A 20,340-nucleotide genomic window follows, 5' to 3' on the forward strand; every position below is an offset into this window, starting at 1 on the left:
TCTAATTACTCAGCGAGTAAGCTTTTGAAAAATCATTGTACGCTTCATGAAGATGATAGAATTTCGCATTGGGATCATCTTTTAATTCCTCATATCTGTCCATTAGCTTTTTGAATAAACCTTCTGGTACGGGATAAGGATCTGTCTCATTTTTTGCACAGTAAAAATAGAACATCGCTTTTCCAAGCTCTGCAATAGTTATATTGTATGCATTACCTTTTAAATACTCAAAGGCGTAAGACCACTGCTCTGACAACAATAAAAAATTTAGTGCCGAACCTTTGATAAAAACACCATCAATATTATTTGAATTAATTATTTTTTTACAAAAAAACAGACAACACTCCTGGTCTTTAACGAATAAATCACTGAGACACTCTAATGCATCATCCTCTGGATCATTAAAGGAATCAGGCTCTACATAGCCATTAGTCAAGTAGTTTTCCAAACCTTCAATATTTTTTTCGGTACTATTCACCTTTATCATTTGAATGCTCCCGTATTAACAGTTGAAAGTCTTTTCGTGCCATCAGGTAATATTGTCCATGTAGCATAAACCCTTACGTTACCGTTAGATCCTGATACAACAACAGATGTTTGTCTATTTGCAGACGTAGCACCCTGCGCAGAGTCCAATAACTTATCCATTATCATGCTGTTATTACTAACAGTATTCACTATACCTGCTTGATCTAATACACGAGCCATATCTTGAGAGCGCTCAATATTATGGATTTGTTTTTCTAGCGTTTCCATCTTTTTCGCATTATTTGGGTCTTTTGCAAATTCTTTTTGGCTGCTAATTTTTACATCTTTTAAAGAATTATATTCTTTTTGCAAAGACTCAAGGTCACCAGAAGCTTTTCCACGCATATATAGTTCAATCTTATCGACAGGTATTTTCGCATCACCTTTTACAGCAGTGATGTGATTTTTCCCATTAGCATCTGGAAGTGAGCTAACCTCAAAACTATTAGACAACCGTTGTTTAGCAGCCAGAGCCTCTATCTTACTGGCCGCAGCAGAACCTATTACAGGCGTCATCGAAGCAGCAACAATCTTCATCCCGTCATAAGTCGAGACATACTGCTCTGCTGTCGCCTTGTCCACGCCTAGCTGCTGCATGGCGTAGTTCACCATCGCATCCTTCACCTGCTGCTGATTCTGCGCATCGACACTGGTGATATTCAGCAGGTTCACTATCTTGCCGTAGCGTCGGCATACTGCTGGCTGGCTCTGGAGTTATAGTTGCCGGTGTTTTCGTACTCAGCTTTAAACTGATAAGCCTCAACTCTGGACGCTGCACAGGCGGCACTCCCGGCAGCACCATTACCACATGCCGCAAGCACAGAGCCGTCCCTTGAAATATCCAGTTCGGTTAACCGGGCAATATCTTTCTCGGCCTGCTCCCGCTCTGCCGGGTCTTTGCTGTTACGGAGTTTTTGCTTCGCTATCTCAAGCTCTGATTTCTCAGATACACTCAGATAGTTATTCTCCACCGCATTCTTACCCGCCTGCGCGCCCGTCACTGCACCCGCGGTGCTATCGCTGCTTACCCCCGCCGCAATCCCCGAGGCCAGCGTCGCCAATGCGCTCAGGTTGTCTTTCTGTTGTGTCGATAACTCACTGCTGTCCGATGTCCCGTACAACGCTAATGCTATCGCCGGGGCCGCCAACTCGCCTGTCGCCGCACCGACGGCCCCCGCAGTGCTATTACCACCGCTCAGCTCCGCTATCACGCCTCCCAGTATCGCATGTGCCATCAGGTTGTTCAGCTTTTGCGTTTCCGTCAGCGTGCTGTAATCCGCATTATCCGTGGTGATTTCCTTCACAATCCCCGCCAGATATGGCGCTGCTCCCTTCGCCAGCGCCGCTTTGATATCTCCCCCCGCCAAGGCCTGCAACGCACTAACTACCGCGTTCACTCCAGTTCGCACACTGCTGTCTGTTGCAGAATGCGTCGCTTTGGTCGATTCATACGTATTGTAAATATCCAGCGCCTGATTGCCGATATCGCTCACCAGCTGCGCCTGCTGAAGTCGTTTCTGCTCTTTTTCCTTGTTGAAAATCGGGTCGATGGCACCCGCATTCGCGTTTTCTGCATCGTGATTCAGCTGAGACACATCCTGTGACTGACCAGCCTGATGGCGGATGATCAGTCCCCCTTCGCTCACCGCCGCTTTTGTCGTTCCTTCTGCATGGCCACTGCTGTCTTCTCCGCTTATCGGCAACGCGCTCATGTTACTCATCAGATTCGCGCCTATCGGTCCGCCGCTGCTAAAACCTGCGCTCTGGTGCTCGGACTCGTATTCAGCCTGATTATGGATGTCGCTCCAGCCCAGCGTCCCCGTATCCAGCAGGTTCTTGTCCTTGTCCGCCGTGCTCGCTATCACGGAGCCATCAAGCTGGGTATGGTTGCCGACCGTAATGTTATAACCCCCCTGCCCGGCAAACAGCCCAGTCTGCTCTTTCACCGAGTCAAAGTTGCTGTTCACCTTGTCTCTGGACATGTTGATGCTGCCCGAGCCCGTCATTGAGCCAAAGGTGAAGCTGGCGCCCGCGCTCACGCTCTGCTGCTTGGCGTCATAGCTGTTGCTATCCTGCTCGCTCGTAAGCGTCAGGTTACGGCCGACATCCGCCGTGATCGTTTCGCCATTGACCTGCGCGCCCTTCAGGGTTGTATCGCGTCCGCTGGTGAGATTAATACCGCTACCCGCATCCAGCGTAGTTTCGTTGTGCGACAGTCCGTTGCCATTTTCATGACCTTTGCTGCTATTCACGCTGGCGGAAACGGTGATGCCATATCCCCCAGAACCAACGCCGATGCCTACGCCGACACTGCCGCCCTGACTACTGTTCTTACTGACGGTTTTCTCCGTGTTCTGGGCTGACAACAGATTGATATCTCTGGCAGCATCCAGCGTCATATCACCCGCCGCCTTTAACTGACTGCCGGCGATGGTGATGTCGCCACTCCCCTCACCGTTGTTCTTGCCTGTCGCCGTGATCGAGAGATTACGACCTGCGTTAAGCGTACTGCCCTGCGCCTGACTGCTTTCGCTATGCGTTTCGCTTTTCGACGACTGGCTACCGTAAGACAAGGTCACGCCGATAGTATTGGTAGAACCCTGTGCGGCTTTAGGATCGTCCGAAGACACGCCTGCCGCGGCGTTTTGCGCATTGGCAGATTCAGTAATCGCATTATCGTGATCCCAGGCCTGTGCTGCCTGGACACCGCTCAATGCCGCTTTCGTGCCCTGCAGTGCGCTGAGTCGACTATCGCTTTCCTGTCTCGATTTCTGTGCTGTGCTTACCGCCGTGTTCAGCGCACTACCTACCGTTCCGGATAACGCTAACGTAAAGCCGCTTTGTTTGGATTCGAACGTTTCATCGCGATTGACGTCGTCGCGGCCAGAGTCGATATCAACGCTGTCGCCGCTCAGACTGAGGTCTTTGCCTGCCACCAGATCGGCCCCGCCGATATGCAGTTTATCGCCCGCGGTAATGCTCACGTTCCCCTGACTACTGCCCACCGTGCTGAAGCTCTGATTCTGTAACGTTCCTTTTTCGTCAACCTCGTGGCGGGTCGACTGCTTACCGACGGTAAAGCCGATGCCGCCGCCGCTCATCAAACCGCTCTTGGTCTTTTCTTCCAGCAGATAATGAGACTCGGTTTCCGTGGCGGCAGAGATATCCACGTTATGTCCCGCCTGCAGTGCAACATCTTGGTCGGCGGCAATCGCCGAGCCGCTGACGGACAAATCATTTCCCGCATTCACGCTGATGCTGTTGCCGCTCAGTAGCGAGCCTCGCTCCGTCGTGAAGCTATCATCCTGTACCGTGGAGCTGGCGCTCTTGTTCAAAAAGCCTTTTTTCTGAGAACGCTCTTCAAGATGTTCAGACTCTTTTTCGGTTGCGCTGTTTATCACCACATCGTTTTTGGCCTGTAGCGCAATCTCGCCGAGTTCGCTGTGCAGCGTACTGCCGGTGACGGAGAGGTCGCCCTCGCGCGCAATGGCGGTGACGCCATCCTGACCACTCAAGGTGCTGCCGACGACGACATCGCTGGCGCTGTCAATCGTGCGCTGGCTTTGCGTCCGTCCGTCCTTTTTGTTTTCGCTATCGAAGGCGTTCGTTAACTGATGGGCCTCTTTAATCGTCACGTTATCCGCGCCGACGCGGACCCGACCTTCCGTACTGTCGACCTGAGCGCCTTCTGCAAGCAGATCCTGACCTGCGACCAAGGTGACGCCCTTGGCGCCGCTCAATGAGCTGAGCAGCAGACGATCTTCCTCACGACTGTTGCTCACTGACGACGTGCTGCTGTTGGCCTCGAGGTGCGTGGTGTTGGTGGATTTGTCCGCCAGCAAATTGATATCGCCGCCGGCTTGCACGCCCAGCTGGCCTCCCGCGCTGGCTTGGCTGCCGCGCAGTGTAATGTCTTGCCCGGCGTTGAGCACCAGATTTCCCCCGGCTTTCAGCTCGCTGCCCAGAGCCTGTTGCCACTCCCCGCTGAGGGTCGCCATGCGCTCACCGGCTTCTTCCATCCCGTCGCTGGTTCGATTGCCCATCGCGCCGGAAATGACCTGCAATCCATCAGACTTGAAGCTGCTTTTCGCCGCGCTGATATCCAGATTATCGCGGGCGCTCAGACTAAGGTTATTCGTCGCATCCAGCTTGGCGCCCTGCAAGTGAATATCGTTGCCGCTGAGGCTGATGTCGCTGGCGCTCATGGTGGCCTGACGCAAGGCGTCCTGAAGATTCGTGCTCAGGGTCAGGCTGTCCGCCTGAACATTAATGCTGTCCGCCTTGATATCACCGCCCTGATGCAGGAATTGCCCGGCATCAATGCTTAGCGCTTTATCGGCAAACAGATTGCCCGCATTCGTGATGCTGTCTGCGGAGAGCTGTAGCTCTCCACCGGCAATCAGTGCGCCATCGCCCGTCAGGCGCAGCGTAGATTGAGCGAGGTAAACCTTAGGCACCAGAACGGTTTGCGGACCAGCAGCCGTCTCCACCGTCTCGTCAACCATCCAGACAATATCTTGCTGCAGCGACGCAATCTGTTCCGGCGTCAGCGCCACGCCGGTGACCAGATGAAAGTCCTCCGCCACTTTGACGCCGTTGTTCATCAGGTTTTGGTACTGCGCCATCGCGTCTTCACCCTGAACGGACTGACGTCCTGTCAGGCTCAGAACCTGATCGCGCACCAAGCGCTGCTCATAGAATCCGTCGCCCAAACGCTTGTGGATCGTTGAAGGGTCGTACCCGACCTGCGAAAGCAGATAATCACTGCTGATAAACTGCGTGCGGCTAGTGAAACGTTCGTCGGTGACCACCAGATAAGGGCTGCCCGTCGCCGGATTCTGACGGAACAGACCATTGTCCGGAATCGACGTAGCGACGCTGCCGACGTGTTGCATGGCCGTTAGCGCCTGCTCGGCAGGAAGTAACGGTCGGCCCAATGAAGACGGACTACCGGCGGTCGCCTTGCCGCCAGGATCAAGCGCCACGTTAGCCTGCTGCCCGTCGACACCCTCAACGCTAAACGCCAGCGGGTTACGTTCCCACTCGGCCCTTTCCGCCTCGGCCGCTTTTAGCGCTGCTTCCACGCTGCTGATCTGCGCCTGATTCACGGTGGTATTGGTGATGTTCGCTGCGGTGATCGCGACCTCTCCATGACCGGAAATGATGCCGTCGATCGTCGTGAGCGCCGTGGTGGCATCGTAGTTCGTGGTGGGATACCAGTGCCGCGTGTCTCTGTCGTAGTGGTCGGCGATGACCTCGGTGCGATGTTCGTTGACGGAGTATCCCCGGTTATCAACATTCCCACTCCCTTCAATGCCCAGATTGCCATTTGCAGTAATCACGCTGGCGTCATTGAGCAAGGTGCCGTTGATGCGCAGCGACATGTCGCCGCCCGCCAGAATCCGGGCGCCGGTCCCTTCCGCAATCAGTCTGTCACGCGTGAGCGAGCCGGTCACCGTGCGCTCACGCAGGTTGTTGTAGTCCGTCACGTTCGGCGCGCTGTAAATATCGATGTGCTTTTCCGGATCCCACTGCTCCAGGCGGCCTCGGTTGAATTCACGCCACACGGTATTTTGGTAAGGCGTCGGCACCGCGCGCTGCCAGAACCCCGTGGTTTGATAAAACGTCATGGCATAGCTGCCATCCGTGTTCGGCTGCAGGGCAAGGTAATTGACCCACATGTCCGTTAACGTTCCAGAGGTGTTTTTCACGCGGACCTGCGCACGCTTTCCAGCCGCGTCAATCGCCAGAATGGTGCCGTAAGGGTTGCTTTGTGCCTCCGCGTCATTTTGATAAGACAGCGACTGTGTGACGGGCGCGACGGTGTTCTTGTCGGGATTGACCGTTAAGTCGTAGGAACGCCAGAAATAGTTATAGCGCTGCCATTTGTAATTACTGGACTCCGCATCGCGCTCAATGCTCAGCCCCACGCGCTCATTGGTTAACCGCTGAGCATCAATCGTCACATCGCCATCCGCCTCGATCGCGCTGGCCCGGTTCTCGATAAGATCGTTACTGCCCAACTGTAAGCTGCCGCCGCTGAAAATCAGCGCGCCATCGCGGTTAGTCAGACGTTCATTACCGCGTAGATTAAGCGACTGAGTCGCCGCCAGCACCGCCCCCGAACCGTAGTTATCAATGACGCGGCCGCGCAGGGTCACGTTATCGCCCATCACCGCATTCGGGTTATCCAACGTGTCGAAATCAAGCGTCATCGCGTCCGCTTCAATCCGTCCACGGTTGGTCAATTGCCCGGTCATGATCTGCAGTGACTTGCCGACCAGAGCGCCTTGGTTATTAAAGTGGGTGCTGTTGAGGGTCAGATCGCCGGGAAGCAGCCAGTCCGTCAAATTGGTTAAAACGCCACCAACGGAGAACGTAAGCGCGCCGTTGCTGCTTAACGTGTCGCCTGCACGCTGGGTATAGTCCTGCTGTACGCTGAGGCTTAACGCCTGCTGGCTCTGCAACGTACCGCCCTGATTGTTCAGTGACAAGGCATCGAGAACCATCGATGCCCCGCTCTGCATCACACCGCTTGGGTTCAAAACCGACAGCGCCGACGCCGAGCGCGACAGACGGTTGCCGATCGCGTTAATGCTGAGCGGCCCGTTCGCGATAACCCGCCCCTGACTGTTATCTAACTGGGTGAGTCCCATCAGCGTCAGCGCCCCGGCGCTTTGCAGGCGACCGGCCGTGTTATCCGCTTCACGCGCGGTCACCCCTGTACGCGTTGTCCCCAGGATCAGCCCGCCATCGCGGTTATTCACCGTGTCACTTTGAATATCCAGCGCGCCCTGACTGCTGATGGTGCCTTGTCCGCTATTGTTCAGCTGTGGGGCGTTGAGCGTAAAGTCTTGCGTGGAAACCAGCTGTCCCGCAGAGTTATTGACCTGATTGGCGGTCAACGTCAGCGCATTGCCGCTGTGGACTTTACCCTGCTGGTTATTCAGCGTATCGACGCGGTATGTCCCCGCGCCCTGGCTGATGAGCGTTCCGCCCGCGTTGTCCAACAGCGGCGCATTGACCGTCAGTCCGCCTTGGCTGCTGACGACCCCGTTCTGGTTGTTCAGATGTTGGGCGGTAATGCGCTGATCGCCGTTGCTGCGCAGTGCTCCGCCCTGATTGCTGAGCTCTCCCGACGCGTTCAGCACCAGCTGTTGCTGACTGTCTAATGTGCCGCCATCGTTTTGAAGGGATTGCGCATTCAGCGTCAGCGTTTCACCGCTTTGCAGCTTGCCTTGCTGATTATCGAGCTGTGTTCCCACATTGAGATCAAGCTGCTTCTGGCTATACAGCACACCGCCCTGCGTGTTATCCAGCTTTTGCGCCGCCAGACTGAAGCCTTCGCCTGCCAGCCAGTGACCGCCCGCATTATTCACAGCGCCGGTGCTCTCGTCCGCCGTATTGCCCCGCACATTCAGCTGATTCTGCGCGCTGACCTTACCCGCACGGTTATCGATATCGCCCGCCACCCTTAAGGCCATGTCTGAGGCTGACTGCAATGTCCCCTGATGGTTAGTCAACGCCGCTGCCGTCAGCTGTGCATTCTGCTGCGTCTGTACGCTGCCTTGCGTATTGTCGAAACGAGCGGCATTGGCGCGCCATTCCCCCTGACTACCCATCCACCCCTGATCGTTCAGGATGTCTTGTGCCGCCAGCGTTTGAGAGGATTGACTGAAAATGCGTCCGCTGCCGTTATCCAGCGTCTCCGTCAGTTGCATGTCCAAACTGCCCAACGCGTTGACCGCTCCCTGCGCGTTGTACAGATTAGCGGCGCGCGCCACGGTAGATCCCTGACTGGTTAACTGACCGCCCTGATTATCCCAGTCTGATGACAAATCGAAGGAAAGCGCTTGCTGCCCCAGCACCACGCCCTGCTGACGGTTAGTTACCCGTCCGCCGTTTAGCGCCAGATCGCCGCTACTTTGCAGTGAGCCGCCGTCGTTGTTCAATAAGCTGGTCGACGCTCCCTGCCAGTTGAGGTCGCCCTGAGCGGTCAACATCCCCGCCTGGTTGGTGACATCGGCCGTCGTGTTCAGTGATAACCCGCCGCCTGACTGAAGCCGCCCCTCGGTGTTATCGAGATTGCGGGCCGTGGCGACCACTCGGCTGCCGCCTTGCGCGATCCCGCCCTGATTGTTCCAGTCGCCTTCGGTCTGAACTTCAAGCTTATCGGCGGCTTCAAGCAGTCCGGCGCTATTATCCAATCCGCCCTGTACCTGCAAATTCAGATTTTGGCCCGCGATAACCTTGCCCTGCGCGTTATCGAGCTGTTTGGCCGTGACGTCCAGCCCGGCCGCGCTGGCTTCCCCGCCCCGATTGGTCAACAGACCGTCGGTATGAAGAACCAGTTTCTCACCTGAGGACAGCAGTCCCTGCGTATTATTCAACGCCTGCGCCGCATTCACCGCCAGCGAGCGCTGGCCTATCACCGACCCTTTTTCATTCGACAGACTCGCCGCGTCGACGTTAAGCGTCGTCGCGCTGATTTCCCCCGCCTGATTGTTGACTGCGCCTGCGGCGTCCAACGATAGACGATCGCCGGAAAGAAGCTTGCCGCTCCCGTTGTTCAGGTTATTGGCCGTCGCACTCAGCAACGTTTCGCTTTGCGCGGTACCGCCCTCGTTGTTCCAGTCACCCTCGGTCTGAATATTCAGATCCTGCCCGGCCCCAATAAAGCCCTGCTGGTTATCGAGCCCCTGCTGCGCGGTCAGTTGCAGATTCTGCTGACTGATAACCCGCCCAAGGTTGTTATTCAAACGTTGGGCCGTGAGCTGTAACTGTTCGCCGCCAAGAACCCCAGCGTCGTTATCGATATGTCCTGCCGACAGGCTGAGATCCTGGCTCGCCAGCAGCGTGCCGTGGTCGTTATCGACATCGCCCGCGCTGTCGATATGCAGCGCCGATTGGCTTTTAAGCGATCCAGCCTGATTCTTCAGCGCCCCGACATTGAGCGTCAGATCGCCATTGCTGCCCAGCACCCCGTCGCTATTATTCAGCAATCCTTCGACACCCCACGCCCGTGCCTGAGTGTCTAATGACACCAGTCGGCCACTTTGGTTATCGAGCGTGCCGGCAAAGAGGCTTAGGTTGTTCGCCTCAATGTTACCGCCAGTATTATCAAGTGCTCCGTTTAACTTAAATCGGCTTTCTCCGGTATCAGCCTGTACCCAGACCGCCTGCTGGTTGGACATATTGTTGCCGTCCACCGCCCAGGTCCCACCTTGACCTGCGCCTGCCGGGCATCAATATCTCCCGAGGTATCAATAGTGAACTGCTGGCTGTCGACTTTGGCTTGCTGCAATCCGACGCCGCCACTTTGTGCGGTAACCGTCGCACGCTTGGCGGCAAGCTGCGCCTGACTGATATCGACGCGCTTTCCGGTCAACGCGACATTTTTCTGACTCAACAGGCTACCGCTGCTGCGCACGTCGCCCTGGCTGGTCAGCGTGAGATCGGCATCATTGACCAACGTACTGTTGGCATCACTCCCTGCCAGCAGGTGCCCGGTATTTTCAATTCCCCCGGCAGCAGAAAGCTGAACATCTCCGGCCGCCGCCAGCGTACCGGACTGTTTAATCGAGCCCGCGCGGCTCTGAACATTCAGCGTGCCGCCGCTGTGTAATTTGCCGTCGTGCTCAATATCGTTGTTGGCCGTGAGGCTGATGGACTCTCCCGCCTGCGTCACCGCGTCCTGCTGAGCAGGCTGCCAGACCAATCGGCCTTCACTGCTGACGGTCAGCGTTTTTCCTGCCTGCAGTTGACCGCCCTGATTGCGGACGCCGACGCCCGCTTCCGTGCCGATCATATGAATCTGGCCGCTGTACATGCCCCCCATCTGGCCCATATCGATAGCCAGCTCGGGTTTAGCCTCGTCCGACGCCGCAGAAGGCTCGACGGTTCCACCGTCTGCGCTGACACGGTTGCGACCGGCGACAACGTTGATTTTCTCTTTGGCCCAGACGCCCGCATTCACCTCGAACGCACGGGCCAGAACATCGACATATTCCGTATCATGCCGGGAATCGCCATTCAGCCCGCCGCCTTCAATACGCACAACGCCGCGCTCAACCTGATAACCGGCCAGGCTGCCATCCGCATTGAGTTGGGGTTTACCGGTCGTCAGGGTCATGCGCCCCGCGTTGATCGTCCCACAACCGTCGCAGACGATCCCTGCGGGGTTAGCCACGATGACCTGAGCGCGTCCTCCCGCGACTTCCATATAGCCGCGAAGCTGGCTGGGATTGGTGCTACTGACTTCATTCAGGATGACTTTGGCGGGCGCGCTACCGCCATTCAGGTTGGGGTTGCCCTGAATCATCCCCGCCATCTGGGTAGAGGTCATTGCCGACGAGTTATTGAGAATCGCCCCTTTTTGATCGACATCGAACTGGCTGTACTGGTTGTGGGAAATCCCGGCCTGATTCGGCGCGGTGATATTAACCTGAGGAAGACCATTCTGCGTGGCGATGACGTCAGGTCGTTGACCCGCCGCCGCACCGTTATCCGCCACAATGCCCGCCGCCAGCGTCGGACCGGCGAACAACGCCAGCCCCAGCATCCATACCGCACGACGAACCGTCACCCACAGACGCGCGGAGCCCGGACCGCGGGTCTGACCCGGCTCGCTGCTGCAACTGCGCGCCAGTTCAGAAACAACGCGTAACTCGCCGTGCGTACGGCTAAAAATAAGACGGTAACAATGCTTGTTCATGACTTCCTTCCGTGAAAAAGGTTAATCCCTGGAATAACAACAAAAAAATGGCAGCGAACCTGATAGCGAGGATCACATTTCAACGTTGATGCTGAAGCCCGCCGTCGCGCCTGATGTGTGGAAAGCGTCTGGCTTCACGAGCGGTACGCCCGCGAAAAGGTCATAGCTGATATGCTGCCAAAGGGCGCCGCGGATCCCCACGGCCGAGCCAGCCAACTGATGCCCGACCAGATCGCGAGCGCCGGGACCGCCCACGCGCCCATAATCCAGCGCCAGATAGAGTTCATGTCCCCGAGAACCGATGTTCCAGCCTAATTCGTTACGCCAGACAATCCCCCGCTCACCAGACAGCATCTGCTCGCCATCAAAGCCGCGCACCGTGTAACGCCCGGCGATAGCCAGACGTTCCTGCGGGGTTAAGGCGTTCGCGCTCCACTGTCCGCGCACGCTGGTGTAGTAACGCAGAGGCTGATCGATAAAGGAGAACGGTTGATTGATACTCACGTCGCCCAGCAGCAATCCTGTCCGCGCACTGCCGCTATGCGTTTTCTCTTCAGGCGCAGGCGTCGCGCCATACGCGCCCGTCCCACGACGCCAGCTGACATTGGCGTCGACCGTGGTATCGCCGAAATAACTGCGCTGATTGACGCCCAGCTCCCAGCCCGCGGTGCGACGGCGCTGCTGTTCAATCTCAACGCCATTGACGGCGTTTGTGGCGTGTTTGCGGTAGGTCCGCAGGTTGAGCGTGGTTTTATGTGACTGATTGCGGAAGAGCAATCGTGAAACGGTCGCGACGACGTTGTCGCTTTTTCCGTTATAGCTCAGCACTTCATTCGCATTGGGAATATTTTGATGGTAGGTATAGTCGCTATAGTTCGCTGAAAACGCCCAGTAGCCCACCGGGAAGAAGTAATTCAGCGTATGCGAGCGATTGCCGTACGGCCCCTGAGCAAACATGTCCCTACCCATATTGGCGTAAAACAAATCGTTTTGTGCGAAAGGCGCATCGATAGCGAGCGTGGCGTTTCCCAGATAACGGCCTGTACTTTCAGAACCGCTGTCATCCAGCCCAAGACTCAGACGAATCGGACGCTTCCCTTGCCAATTGACCAACAAATCACTGGAGCCCTCCTTCTCTCCTGGCACAATCTGAATATCTGCACTGGCACTGGGGACGCGCTTGAAGTTTTCCAGTCCTTGCTCGACATCCCGCAAATTGAGAATATCGCCGCGCGATGCCGGGATGGCATTCCATAACCGCCCACGCCACGACGTCGGTTGACCGAAACGAATATCGCCGATGTGACCCGGCTGAAGGGTCAGTGTCAGAGTCCCTTGGGTTAAGTCCTGCTCCTGCGCCATCACTCGGGTGGTGACGTAACCTTCAGCAAGAATGGCATTCTGCACTTTGTTGATGGCAAGCATGATCCCCTGACTACCAAGACAACGGCCTTTGGCGTCATCGGCAGACGCCAACGCCCACTGGAACTGTTCGGAAGATTCACCCTGTAACGCGATGTGATTAATGGCAAAACAGGGAGTTTCGTGTGCCGGGTAGCCCGGTAACACGGCGTCAGGCATGCTAAGACGGACATCTGCCTGCGGGGTGTTCTGCTCTCGCAGCGCACGCTCTCGCTCTTGCTGGCGGAGCTGCTCGCGAGCATCAATAGCGGCGGTCCCTTGCATGGGCGCCTCGGTGATGCCTGCCGCCATCACCGAGGAAGCATAGGCAAGCACCGTTGCAGCTAACACTGGGGAGATTGACTTTGAATAAGAAAAACACATCAGAAAAATCCCTTTAATGAAAAGATTTCATCCATTAATCGTAAGATTGTGTAAATTTCGACGTATTATTCATTCGGCGGTATTAAAAGCAAGCATATTATGTGCGTCATACAGTCAATACCCGATGGTGTTTTTTTTATCCCCCTGAAAATCAGTAAGATCTTCTGATTCCCCTCAACGCAGCCCTTCCCCTCAGAACTCGCCTCTCGCTTTCCACCAAACTAATGTGAAGAAAATCACAAAAGCAGCATCCGATTTTCTGAGCAAAACCGCCTCGCCTGTTCGTCAAACGTTCTATAAACAAAACATATGTAAAACAAATAATTACTCGTCGTCATTAAAAGGCTTGAGTCAAAATAGCGTGACATCCATCACAAAATCAGAGGCTAAAACAGCCTGTCAAGCCTCGCCACCCGAGTGAAATGTTGCATAAGTGTGACATGCTCCAAAAAAATTAATCCCCCCGTCTCTACTATCGATCCCACAGTCACTGAGGAATATTCATCCGAGGTCAACCATGAGAATAGGATTGGTACTAAGCGGCGGCGATGTCAGCGGTATGAATAATTTTCTATTCCAGATCAACCGGATGACCGAATCTGACATGGTCATTTACGACGGCGGAATTAATGGGCTGATCGAAAATCGCTGCAAAGACATCGCGCGTCGCGATCTGATCGATCTGTCCCTCTCGTCAGTACCGCTGGTGGCGTCAGGACGAAAAGAGGATAAGTGCCGGAAATCCGACTACGAGAAAATCGCAAAGAACATTCGCCATAAAAAACTGGATTGTCTGATTATGGGCGGCGGCGATGGTTCTTTTCAGTTTTTGAAGACATTGAGCCGCTACGGCATCTGCTGCTACGGCGTGGGAATGACGATAGATAACGATATCGACGGTGACAGTTACACCATCGGATTTTCCACCGCCTGCGAACAGGTCATTAGTGAAGTCGCCAAATTGCGGAATACCGGGCGAGGCCTGCCGGGACGCATATTCATTATCGAACTGCTCGGCGGCTACTGCGGCGAACTGACATTGCAGGCGGCGTTAAAAAGTAATGCGGACATTGCGCTTATTCCAGAGTCCCTTTGGGATATTAATGTACTGGCGGAAACGATAAAGCAAAAAATCAAAATTCAGAACAGCGTCATTATTTTATGTTCTGAAGGATATACCAAAGAGTATACCCCCGGATTTCAGGGGGCGATTGATACCATGATTGGAAAAATAGAACACAAGGTAGGAATACGAATTCGAAAAACGATTCTGGGATACGGTTTAAGGAATGGCACGCCGACGGGAGAGGAGATCATTCAGGGCGCTATTCTCGCAGAAGAGGTCGTCAGATGTATTCACAGCGGCCTGACCAATAAAATTGTTGTCATCAACAATAACAATAAAGCCATACCGATAGATCTTGAAAACATTAAAAAACGATTGGTGGACGAAGATAGTTATCTCTACAAGCTCGCTAAAATAAATCACCTTATCTGAGGTAATATTATGCTGAATGTACTCTGCGTATGTGGCTGCGGTCTCGGTTCCAGTTTCGCTATTGAAATGAGCGCCAAGTCCGTATTACAAAAACTCGCCATTGATGCGAATATCGATCACACCACGGTATCGGAAGCATCATCCTACAAATACGACATTATTCTTACCCAAAAAATGTTCGCGGACATTTTAACTTCAGATGCCAGCGAAGAGGATAAGAAGAAAGTCATCATATTAAACAAACTCACCGACAAAAAAGAAATTGAAGAAAAAATCCTCGCATATCTGAAATCTATCTAAAAATGAGGTGACCTGTGGACGCTATTATTCATTTTATTGTGACTGATTTTTTAGGCCAGGCTTCGATATTAATTGCGTTAATCGCGATGATCGGTCTTATTCTGCAAAAAAAATCCATCGGTAAAACCGTGGAGGGTACGTTTAAAACCTTGCTGGGGTTTCTGATCATGATGGCGGGTATCAATATTATTGTAGCCGCCCTGACGTTCCTCAACGATATTTTCACCCACGGATTCGGTATGCAGGGCTATATCACGGATGTCGCGGCCATTGCCGGCGTCGCTAACCGTGAGCTGGGCTCCGAAGTCGCGCTCACGCTGCTGGTGATTTTCGCCGTCAACATCCTGATTGCGCGGATCACGCCATTCAAATATATCTTCCTCACCGGGCAGGCGTTGCTCTGGATGGCGACGATCGGCACCGTCATTGGCTACAAAGCGGGGCTGACGGGCGCAACGTTGATTCTGACCGGCGGGATTTTCGGCGGCATTATGGCCGTGCTGATGCCCGCCATCGCCCAACCGATCGTACGCAAGATTACAGACTCGGACGACGTCGCGCTCGGGCACTTCTGCACTATCGGCTACCTCGTTCAGGCCGCGGTGGCGCGGGCGATCGGTAAAAACTCGCGCTCCACGGAAGATCTGGAATTGCCCGATAACTTCAAGTTCCTGCAAGACACCTACCTGTCGATGGCCGTCATCATGGTGCCGATGTACCTCATTCCGGCCATCTTTGCCGGGTCGGCGTATATCGCGCAGTTCGCGGGCGAAACCAACTACATCATGTATTCGTTTATGCAGTCCATGCAGTTCGTGGCCGGGGTTTTCGTCCTCTACAGCGGCGTCCGCCTGTTGCTGAATGAGCTGGTGCCCGCCTTCCGCGGCATCGCCATGCGGTTAGTGCCTAACGCCAAACCCGCGCTCGACTGCCCGGTGCTATTCCCCTACGCCCCCAATGCCGTCATCGTCGGCTTCCTGGCCACCACCGTCGGGTCGATTATTGGGATGCTGGTCTTCCCACTGTTCGGGCTCGCCATGATCCTGCCCGGCCTGCTGACCAACTTTTTCGCAGGCGGCGCCGCCGGGGTCTTCGGTAACGCCATGGGCGGCAGAAAAGGCGCGATTATCGGCGGCGTGGTTCACGGTCTGTTCATTACCTTTCTACCGGCGATATTGGTGCCGCTGCTTGAAACCTTCGGCTTCAAAGGCGTGACGTTCAGCGATTCAGACGTCATCAGTACCGGCCTGGTGCTCGGGCATGCCTTCCAGCATGACTGGCCGTTCGTCATCGGCTTCATCGCCTTCGTCATCATCATCGTCTGGCTGGCGAACCGAAAACTGGGCAAGTAAGCGGTTAAATACGCGGGTTATCCCATCACGATGTGAGGAGGAACTATGTTCGCGAAATTAAAGCATCTCTTTCAGTCAGAAAAGACGCCGGAGAGACCGGTAAATGAAAACAGCGAAGAAGCGGAAAGTTTGCAGGCGGAAATCACCCGGCTGGAATCCGGACTACAGAACAACCCCGCGGATACCGGAATTCAAAAACAGCTGATGGTGAAATATACCCAGGCGGTGAAAATCTTCTCAGCCTATAAGCCATATCGACATCGGGTTGACGATATTTTCATGAGAATGGATGAGTTAAGAAATACGATCCGTAAAAATATATGAGGCCATATGACGATTAAATTATTTCTTGCTCAAAATCCCTATATTCAGGTCGCGTCAACGTTGACGCCTGGCAGGAGATTATCGAAAAAGCCGCAAAGCCATTAATTAAGGGTGGCTTTGTCACCGCGGAATACCCTAAAGCGGTCATCGATAATACGTTGGAATATGGTGCCTATTATGTTTTTGATGAAGGTATCGCCATCCCACATGCCAGACCGGAATGCGGCGTCATTAGAGACTGTTTCAGTATGATGACGCTCGCGACGCCCATATCAATTAACGGCAGCGAACCGGTCGATATTATCGTGATGTTTGGCGGAGTGAATGGAGACTCTCATATTACGGAAGGCATCGCCTCTATTGTCGGCCTTTTGGATCACGAGGACACATTAAGCCGCATCAGACACGCCACCACCGTCGATGAAATACTTGGATTACTATGAAAACACTGATTTTGGTTAATGGCATACCGGCATCAGGAAAAAGTCATGTTGCCAACCAGATTGCCGACTTTTTCAATTTACCAGTCTTAAGCATCGATGAAATTAAAGAACCCTTCATGGTGCAATTTGCCGACAGAATTGACAGGCCACTGAATCGCCAACTGGGTTATTCCGCTTATGCGGCGATGTTTAATATCGTAAAAGGTTCGCCATCGAATACGGTATTTATTTTAGATGCCTGGTTTGGATTTCGGGATAAATCTGTTTTAGCCGAATACCTTTCTTTGTGCGGCTGCGAATCCGTCATGGAAATATGGAATCAAATTTCCCCCGCACGAGTGGCGGCGCGTTATTCGCAGCGCTGTCACTGCCGCGTAAAAGGACACCCCGGCGAAGAATATATCCCCGAATTAACCGCATTAGCCGAAAAGGCGCAGCCCATGGCGTTCGGCCCGGTATTCACCGTGGATCAGGATGAAGACATCGAGACAGAACGTCTCATTTCCTGGGTCGACGAGCGCCTTAACCATCCTGAACCCTACTTCTTATCTCCTACGAGGAATTAATCCATGAACAAAATGACAACAGCAGAACGTCGTGGTTACCAAATGATTTGCGATAACACTGGCGCCATGATGGTGGTCGCCTGCGATCAGCGCGGCGGAATGAGAACGCTATTAGCCGATACGCCGGAAGAACAGGCGAACATCACCAATGAGACGCTGGGCAAAACCAAATACGACATTACGCAATATCTGGCTTCGGAGGCGGGCTGCGTACTGGTCGATCCGCTCTGCGCCGTTCCCGGCATCATCGATGAAGGCGTCGTGCCACGCAATACGGGCCTGCTGATCGGCCTCGACGCCTCCGGCTGGGACACCTCACCGGAAGGCTATCGCATTTCAAAAATGGTGGACGGCATCACCGCCCGGAAAGTCCGCGAACTGGGAGCGACCGGCGGAAAAATCATGATCTATCTGCGTATGGACACGCCGGAGGCCAACACCGCCAATCTGGCGACACTCCGCCACGTCATCGCCGATTTCGCTCGCGAAGACCTGTTTTTGGTCGTCGAATTCCTCACCTACCCGCTGGAAAATGAAAGCAAGGAAGCGTACCAGCGCAAGATTCCTCAACTGATCCAGGAAGGCTGTCGCGCCTGTATCGACTGTGGTTCAAAGGTGCTGAAAATCCCTTATCCGGGGACAGAAGAAGCCTGCGCCGCCGTCACAGAGATATGCGGAGACGTTCCTTGGGCCGTCTTGTCCGCCGGCGTCGACCACGAAACGTTCCTGCAACAGGTCGACGTTGCGCTGCGCAATGGCGCGTCCGGCGTAATCGCGGGTCGTTCACTCTGGAAAGACTGTATCTCTCTCGACCGCAGCGTCACTCGCGAAAAATTGACGACCATCGCCGTGCCCCGTTTACGGGACATCCAGCGGCTGCTGGTGAAATATCGGCCGCAGCGCATTAGCGCCTGATCGCCATTTTCAACGGCTGGCCGACGCCGAGAACGGTGTTCGGCCGCTTTTTGGAGAAGAAATCATGAAAGACAGAATGCCATTGATTATTTTCGACTGTGACGGCGTCTCGTCGACTCGGAGATTATCGGTATTGAGCTGACGGTCTCTTTGCTGAATGAGCAGGGGGTGGATATTGGGCGTGATGAGTTTACACATCGTTACAGCGGGCTGGCCTGGGATGAACTGATCGATCAGATCCGCACGGACAAAGGCGTCACTATCGCGCCCCATTTTCGTCAGGCATTCCATCCATTGCTGATGAATGCTTTCGCCGACAGATTGGTCAGTATTGCTGGCGTGCGGGAGACCCTATCCCAGATCGCCCTTCCCCGCTGTATCTGCTCCAATTCAAGTGCGGAACAGCTGGATTTTATGCTAACGAAAGTCGACTTAAAGTCGCTTTTCACGCCGCATATTTTCTCCGCGGTCGATGTGGGGCCGGGACGCGGCAAACCCTGGCCTGATATTTTTCTGCATGCCGCTCAAGTCATGAATATTGCACCGTCACATACGCTCGTCATTGAGGATTCCGTCCACGGCGTAACGGCGGCGAAAAAAGCGGGGATGTTTGTGGTGGGGTTTACCGGCGGTGCGCATACTACTCCGAGCCACCGAACACGGCTGTTCGACGCTGGCGCCGATCGGGTGATCGACGCCATGCCGCAACTGATTGCGGAGATACGCCGTTTCGAGCATTGTTCAACAAAGCGCCACGGCCGCCTTTAGGGACATATAACGCGCTTTACGAGATAAACGTCTCGTTTCCCCACGGGATAAGGAACGCTCCCGTTGGCCCTTGAAGAAACTGGGCGACATGGCTATTAGGCTGACGACACGATCAATATCAATCGATGTAGTGAATAAACGCTAATCGTTCCTCCAATATTTCCTTTTTTAGGAACTGATTAAGCGCAATTAATTTATCAGATTTCAAATTATTTCTTAGCCAGGAAAAATAGTAGCCCGCGCCCGTTTTGACCGCATAATTAAAGGGAAGGACTAATGTGCCGTTTTTAAGCTCTTTTTTCACCATGTTAATATCAACGATGGCGACCCCTAACCCTTGAAGTGCGGCACTTATCGCCAAATCCATCGAATTAAAATCTTGACGCTTTATAGCCGTAAGATGAATATCTTCGGGGACTTTTTCGTTCCATAACGACAGTTTTTCATCTGTTGTTGTGTAGCCTAACAACTCGATGTCCATCTTTGGTTTTCCGATATGCGGCGTTAATAGACCTGCGGCGCAAACTGGAACCACCCACTCATCCAGTAATAAAGTCGTCTCATGCTTATCGGAACGTTCCTCGCGATATAAATATTGAACTATTCCGTCAAAACCCTCTCTTTTTAAATCTTTAACATCGATGAAATCATCCCCGAACCTATGGCTATCCAGCACAATTCGAGGATAGTTTTTATCCAAATCCAATTTCCTTAATACGGCTATAAAGTAGCGGAGTGAAAAGGTCACTGGCGCACTGACTTTTAAAATTTCTTCGGTACTCGAAAATTGCTCACAAGCATGACATAGCGAATTAAACGCTTCATGAACTTCTCTGGCAAAACCGAGTCCATCAGAAGTAAGAACCACTTTGGGCCCATTGCGTTCAAATAATCGACGACCAAAAAAGTATTCGATCGTTTGAACATGCTTACTGACCGCGCTTTGACTTATGGACAGTTCGTCAGCCGCCAAGGTAAATGATTGATACCTGGCGGCTGATTCGAAGGCCTTCAAAGCGTATAGCGGAGGGGTTTTCAACCAATCCATAGTCTTATACCACCGTGTTATACAAAAAGAGTTCATCCCAAGCACAGGGGGACGATTGCACGAAAAATTTATTTCAAACGCACTGAAACTACAACAATA

12 protein-coding genes and 2 pseudogenes are annotated in these 20,340 nt (G+C 53.7%); 8 read left to right on the forward strand and 6 right to left on the reverse strand.

All coding sequences use genetic code 11. From position 1 onward, the window contains the following. Position 1 precedes the first annotated feature (1 nt). From AU509_RS04855 to AU509_RS04870, 5 genes are all read right to left on the reverse strand, one after another. The gene (locus tag AU509_RS04855; protein WP_094117786.1) at positions 2-487 is read right to left on the reverse strand and encodes a hypothetical protein; all 486 of its coding nucleotides are present in this window, start codon (positions 485-487) and stop codon (positions 2-4) included. Then, on the reverse strand, positions 484-1,200 hold the full coding sequence (locus AU509_RS04860; protein ID WP_094117787.1) for a hypothetical protein: 717 nt from the start codon (positions 1,198-1,200) through the stop codon (positions 484-486). Before AU509_RS04860 ends, AU509_RS04855 begins: the two co-directional genes overlap by 4 nt. Beyond that, a complete protein-coding gene (locus AU509_RS04865; RefSeq protein ID WP_409359746.1) occupies positions 1,200-9,737 on the reverse strand; it encodes a hemagglutinin repeat-containing protein in 8,538 nt (2,845 codons plus the stop codon). The genes AU509_RS04860 and AU509_RS04865 overlap by 1 nt, the downstream gene beginning before the upstream one ends. After that, positions 9,662-11,242 carry a two-partner secretion domain-containing protein gene (locus AU509_RS19025; protein WP_409359747.1) on the reverse strand — a complete coding sequence of 527 codons (1,581 nt, stop codon included), beginning with the start codon at positions 11,240-11,242 and terminating at the stop codon, positions 9,662-9,664. The genes AU509_RS04865 and AU509_RS19025 overlap by 76 nt, the downstream gene beginning before the upstream one ends. A gap of 72 nt (positions 11,243-11,314) precedes the next feature. Further along, on the reverse strand, positions 11,315-12,955 hold the full coding sequence (locus tag AU509_RS04870; RefSeq protein ID WP_244201043.1) for a ShlB/FhaC/HecB family hemolysin secretion/activation protein: 1,641 nt from the start codon (positions 12,953-12,955) through the stop codon (positions 11,315-11,317). 589 nt (positions 12,956-13,544) lie between these two features. On the opposite strand from AU509_RS04870, the gene AU509_RS04875 reads away from it, so the two are divergent. The 8 genes and pseudogenes from AU509_RS04875 to AU509_RS04910 all read left to right on the forward strand — a co-directional run. Beyond that, the gene (locus AU509_RS04875) at positions 13,545-14,525 is read left to right on the forward strand and encodes a 6-phosphofructokinase (RefSeq protein ID WP_085653617.1); all 981 of its coding nucleotides are present in this window, start codon (positions 13,545-13,547) and stop codon (positions 14,523-14,525) included. 9 nt (positions 14,526-14,534) lie between these two features. Then, entirely contained in the window at positions 14,535-14,825 is a 291-nt protein-coding gene (locus AU509_RS04880; protein WP_026738698.1) for a PTS sugar transporter subunit IIB, read from the forward strand. A gap of 14 nt (positions 14,826-14,839) precedes the next feature. Beyond that, positions 14,840-16,177, forward strand: coding sequence for a PTS sugar transporter subunit IIC (locus tag AU509_RS04885; RefSeq protein WP_094117789.1), 1,338 nt, complete (start codon positions 14,840-14,842; stop codon positions 16,175-16,177). A gap of 45 nt (positions 16,178-16,222) precedes the next feature. Further along, complete coding sequence (locus AU509_RS04890; RefSeq protein WP_085653615.1) at positions 16,223-16,501, forward strand: hypothetical protein; 279 nt, start codon at positions 16,223-16,225, stop codon at positions 16,499-16,501. Positions 16,502-16,507: 6 nt separating this feature from the next. Beyond that, positions 16,508-16,944 (forward strand): annotated as a pseudogene (locus tag AU509_RS04895) (PTS sugar transporter subunit IIA). Further along, a complete protein-coding gene (locus AU509_RS04900; protein ID WP_094117790.1) occupies positions 16,941-17,510 on the forward strand; it encodes an AAA family ATPase in 570 nt (189 codons plus the stop codon). Before AU509_RS04895 ends, AU509_RS04900 begins: the two are co-directional and overlap by 4 nt. Positions 17,511-17,513: 3 nt before the next feature. After that, positions 17,514-18,425: a tagatose-bisphosphate aldolase gene (locus AU509_RS04905; RefSeq protein WP_085653612.1), complete on the forward strand. Its 912-nt coding sequence runs from the start codon at positions 17,514-17,516 to the stop codon at positions 18,423-18,425. A gap of 120 nt (positions 18,426-18,545) precedes the next feature. Then, positions 18,546-19,193: pseudogene (locus AU509_RS04910) on the forward strand (HAD family hydrolase); the annotation flags it as partial. A gap of 118 nt (positions 19,194-19,311) precedes the next feature. Here the strand turns inward: AU509_RS04910 and AU509_RS04915 are convergent. Next, positions 19,312-20,241 carry a LysR family transcriptional regulator gene (locus tag AU509_RS04915; protein WP_162896340.1) on the reverse strand — a complete coding sequence of 310 codons (930 nt, stop codon included), beginning with the start codon at positions 20,239-20,241 and terminating at the stop codon, positions 19,312-19,314. Between the last annotated feature and the right edge of the window lie 99 nt (positions 20,242-20,340).

This window comes from Lonsdalea britannica (genome assembly GCF_002111595.1).
GTDB classification, from domain to species: domain Bacteria; phylum Pseudomonadota; class Gammaproteobacteria; order Enterobacterales; family Enterobacteriaceae; genus Lonsdalea; species Lonsdalea britannica.

Bases quoted from the DNA above. Each gene is read 5' to 3' on its own strand.
- AU509_RS04875 (WP_085653617.1), top strand. From the start codon at position 13,545: ATGAGAATAGGATTGGTACTAAGCGGCGGCGATGTCAGCGGTATGAAT.
- AU509_RS04855 (WP_094117786.1), bottom strand. From the start codon at position 487: ATGATAAAGGTGAATAGTACCGAAAAAAATATTGAAGGTTTGGAAAAC.
- AU509_RS04890 (WP_085653615.1), top strand. From the start codon at position 16,223: ATGTTCGCGAAATTAAAGCATCTCTTTCAGTCAGAAAAGACGCCGGAG.
- AU509_RS04905 (WP_085653612.1), top strand. From the start codon at position 17,514: ATGAACAAAATGACAACAGCAGAACGTCGTGGTTACCAAATGATTTGC.
- AU509_RS04870 (WP_244201043.1), bottom strand. From the start codon at position 12,955: ATGGCGGCAGGCATCACCGAGGCGCCCATGCAAGGGACCGCCGCTATT.
- AU509_RS19025 (WP_409359747.1), bottom strand. From the start codon at position 11,242: ATGAACAAGCATTGTTACCGTCTTATTTTTAGCCGTACGCACGGCGAG.
- AU509_RS04915 (WP_162896340.1), bottom strand. From the start codon at position 20,241: ATGGATTGGTTGAAAACCCCTCCGCTATACGCTTTGAAGGCCTTCGAA.
- AU509_RS04880 (WP_026738698.1), top strand. From the start codon at position 14,535: ATGCTGAATGTACTCTGCGTATGTGGCTGCGGTCTCGGTTCCAGTTTC.
- AU509_RS04900 (WP_094117790.1), top strand. From the start codon at position 16,941: ATGAAAACACTGATTTTGGTTAATGGCATACCGGCATCAGGAAAAAGT.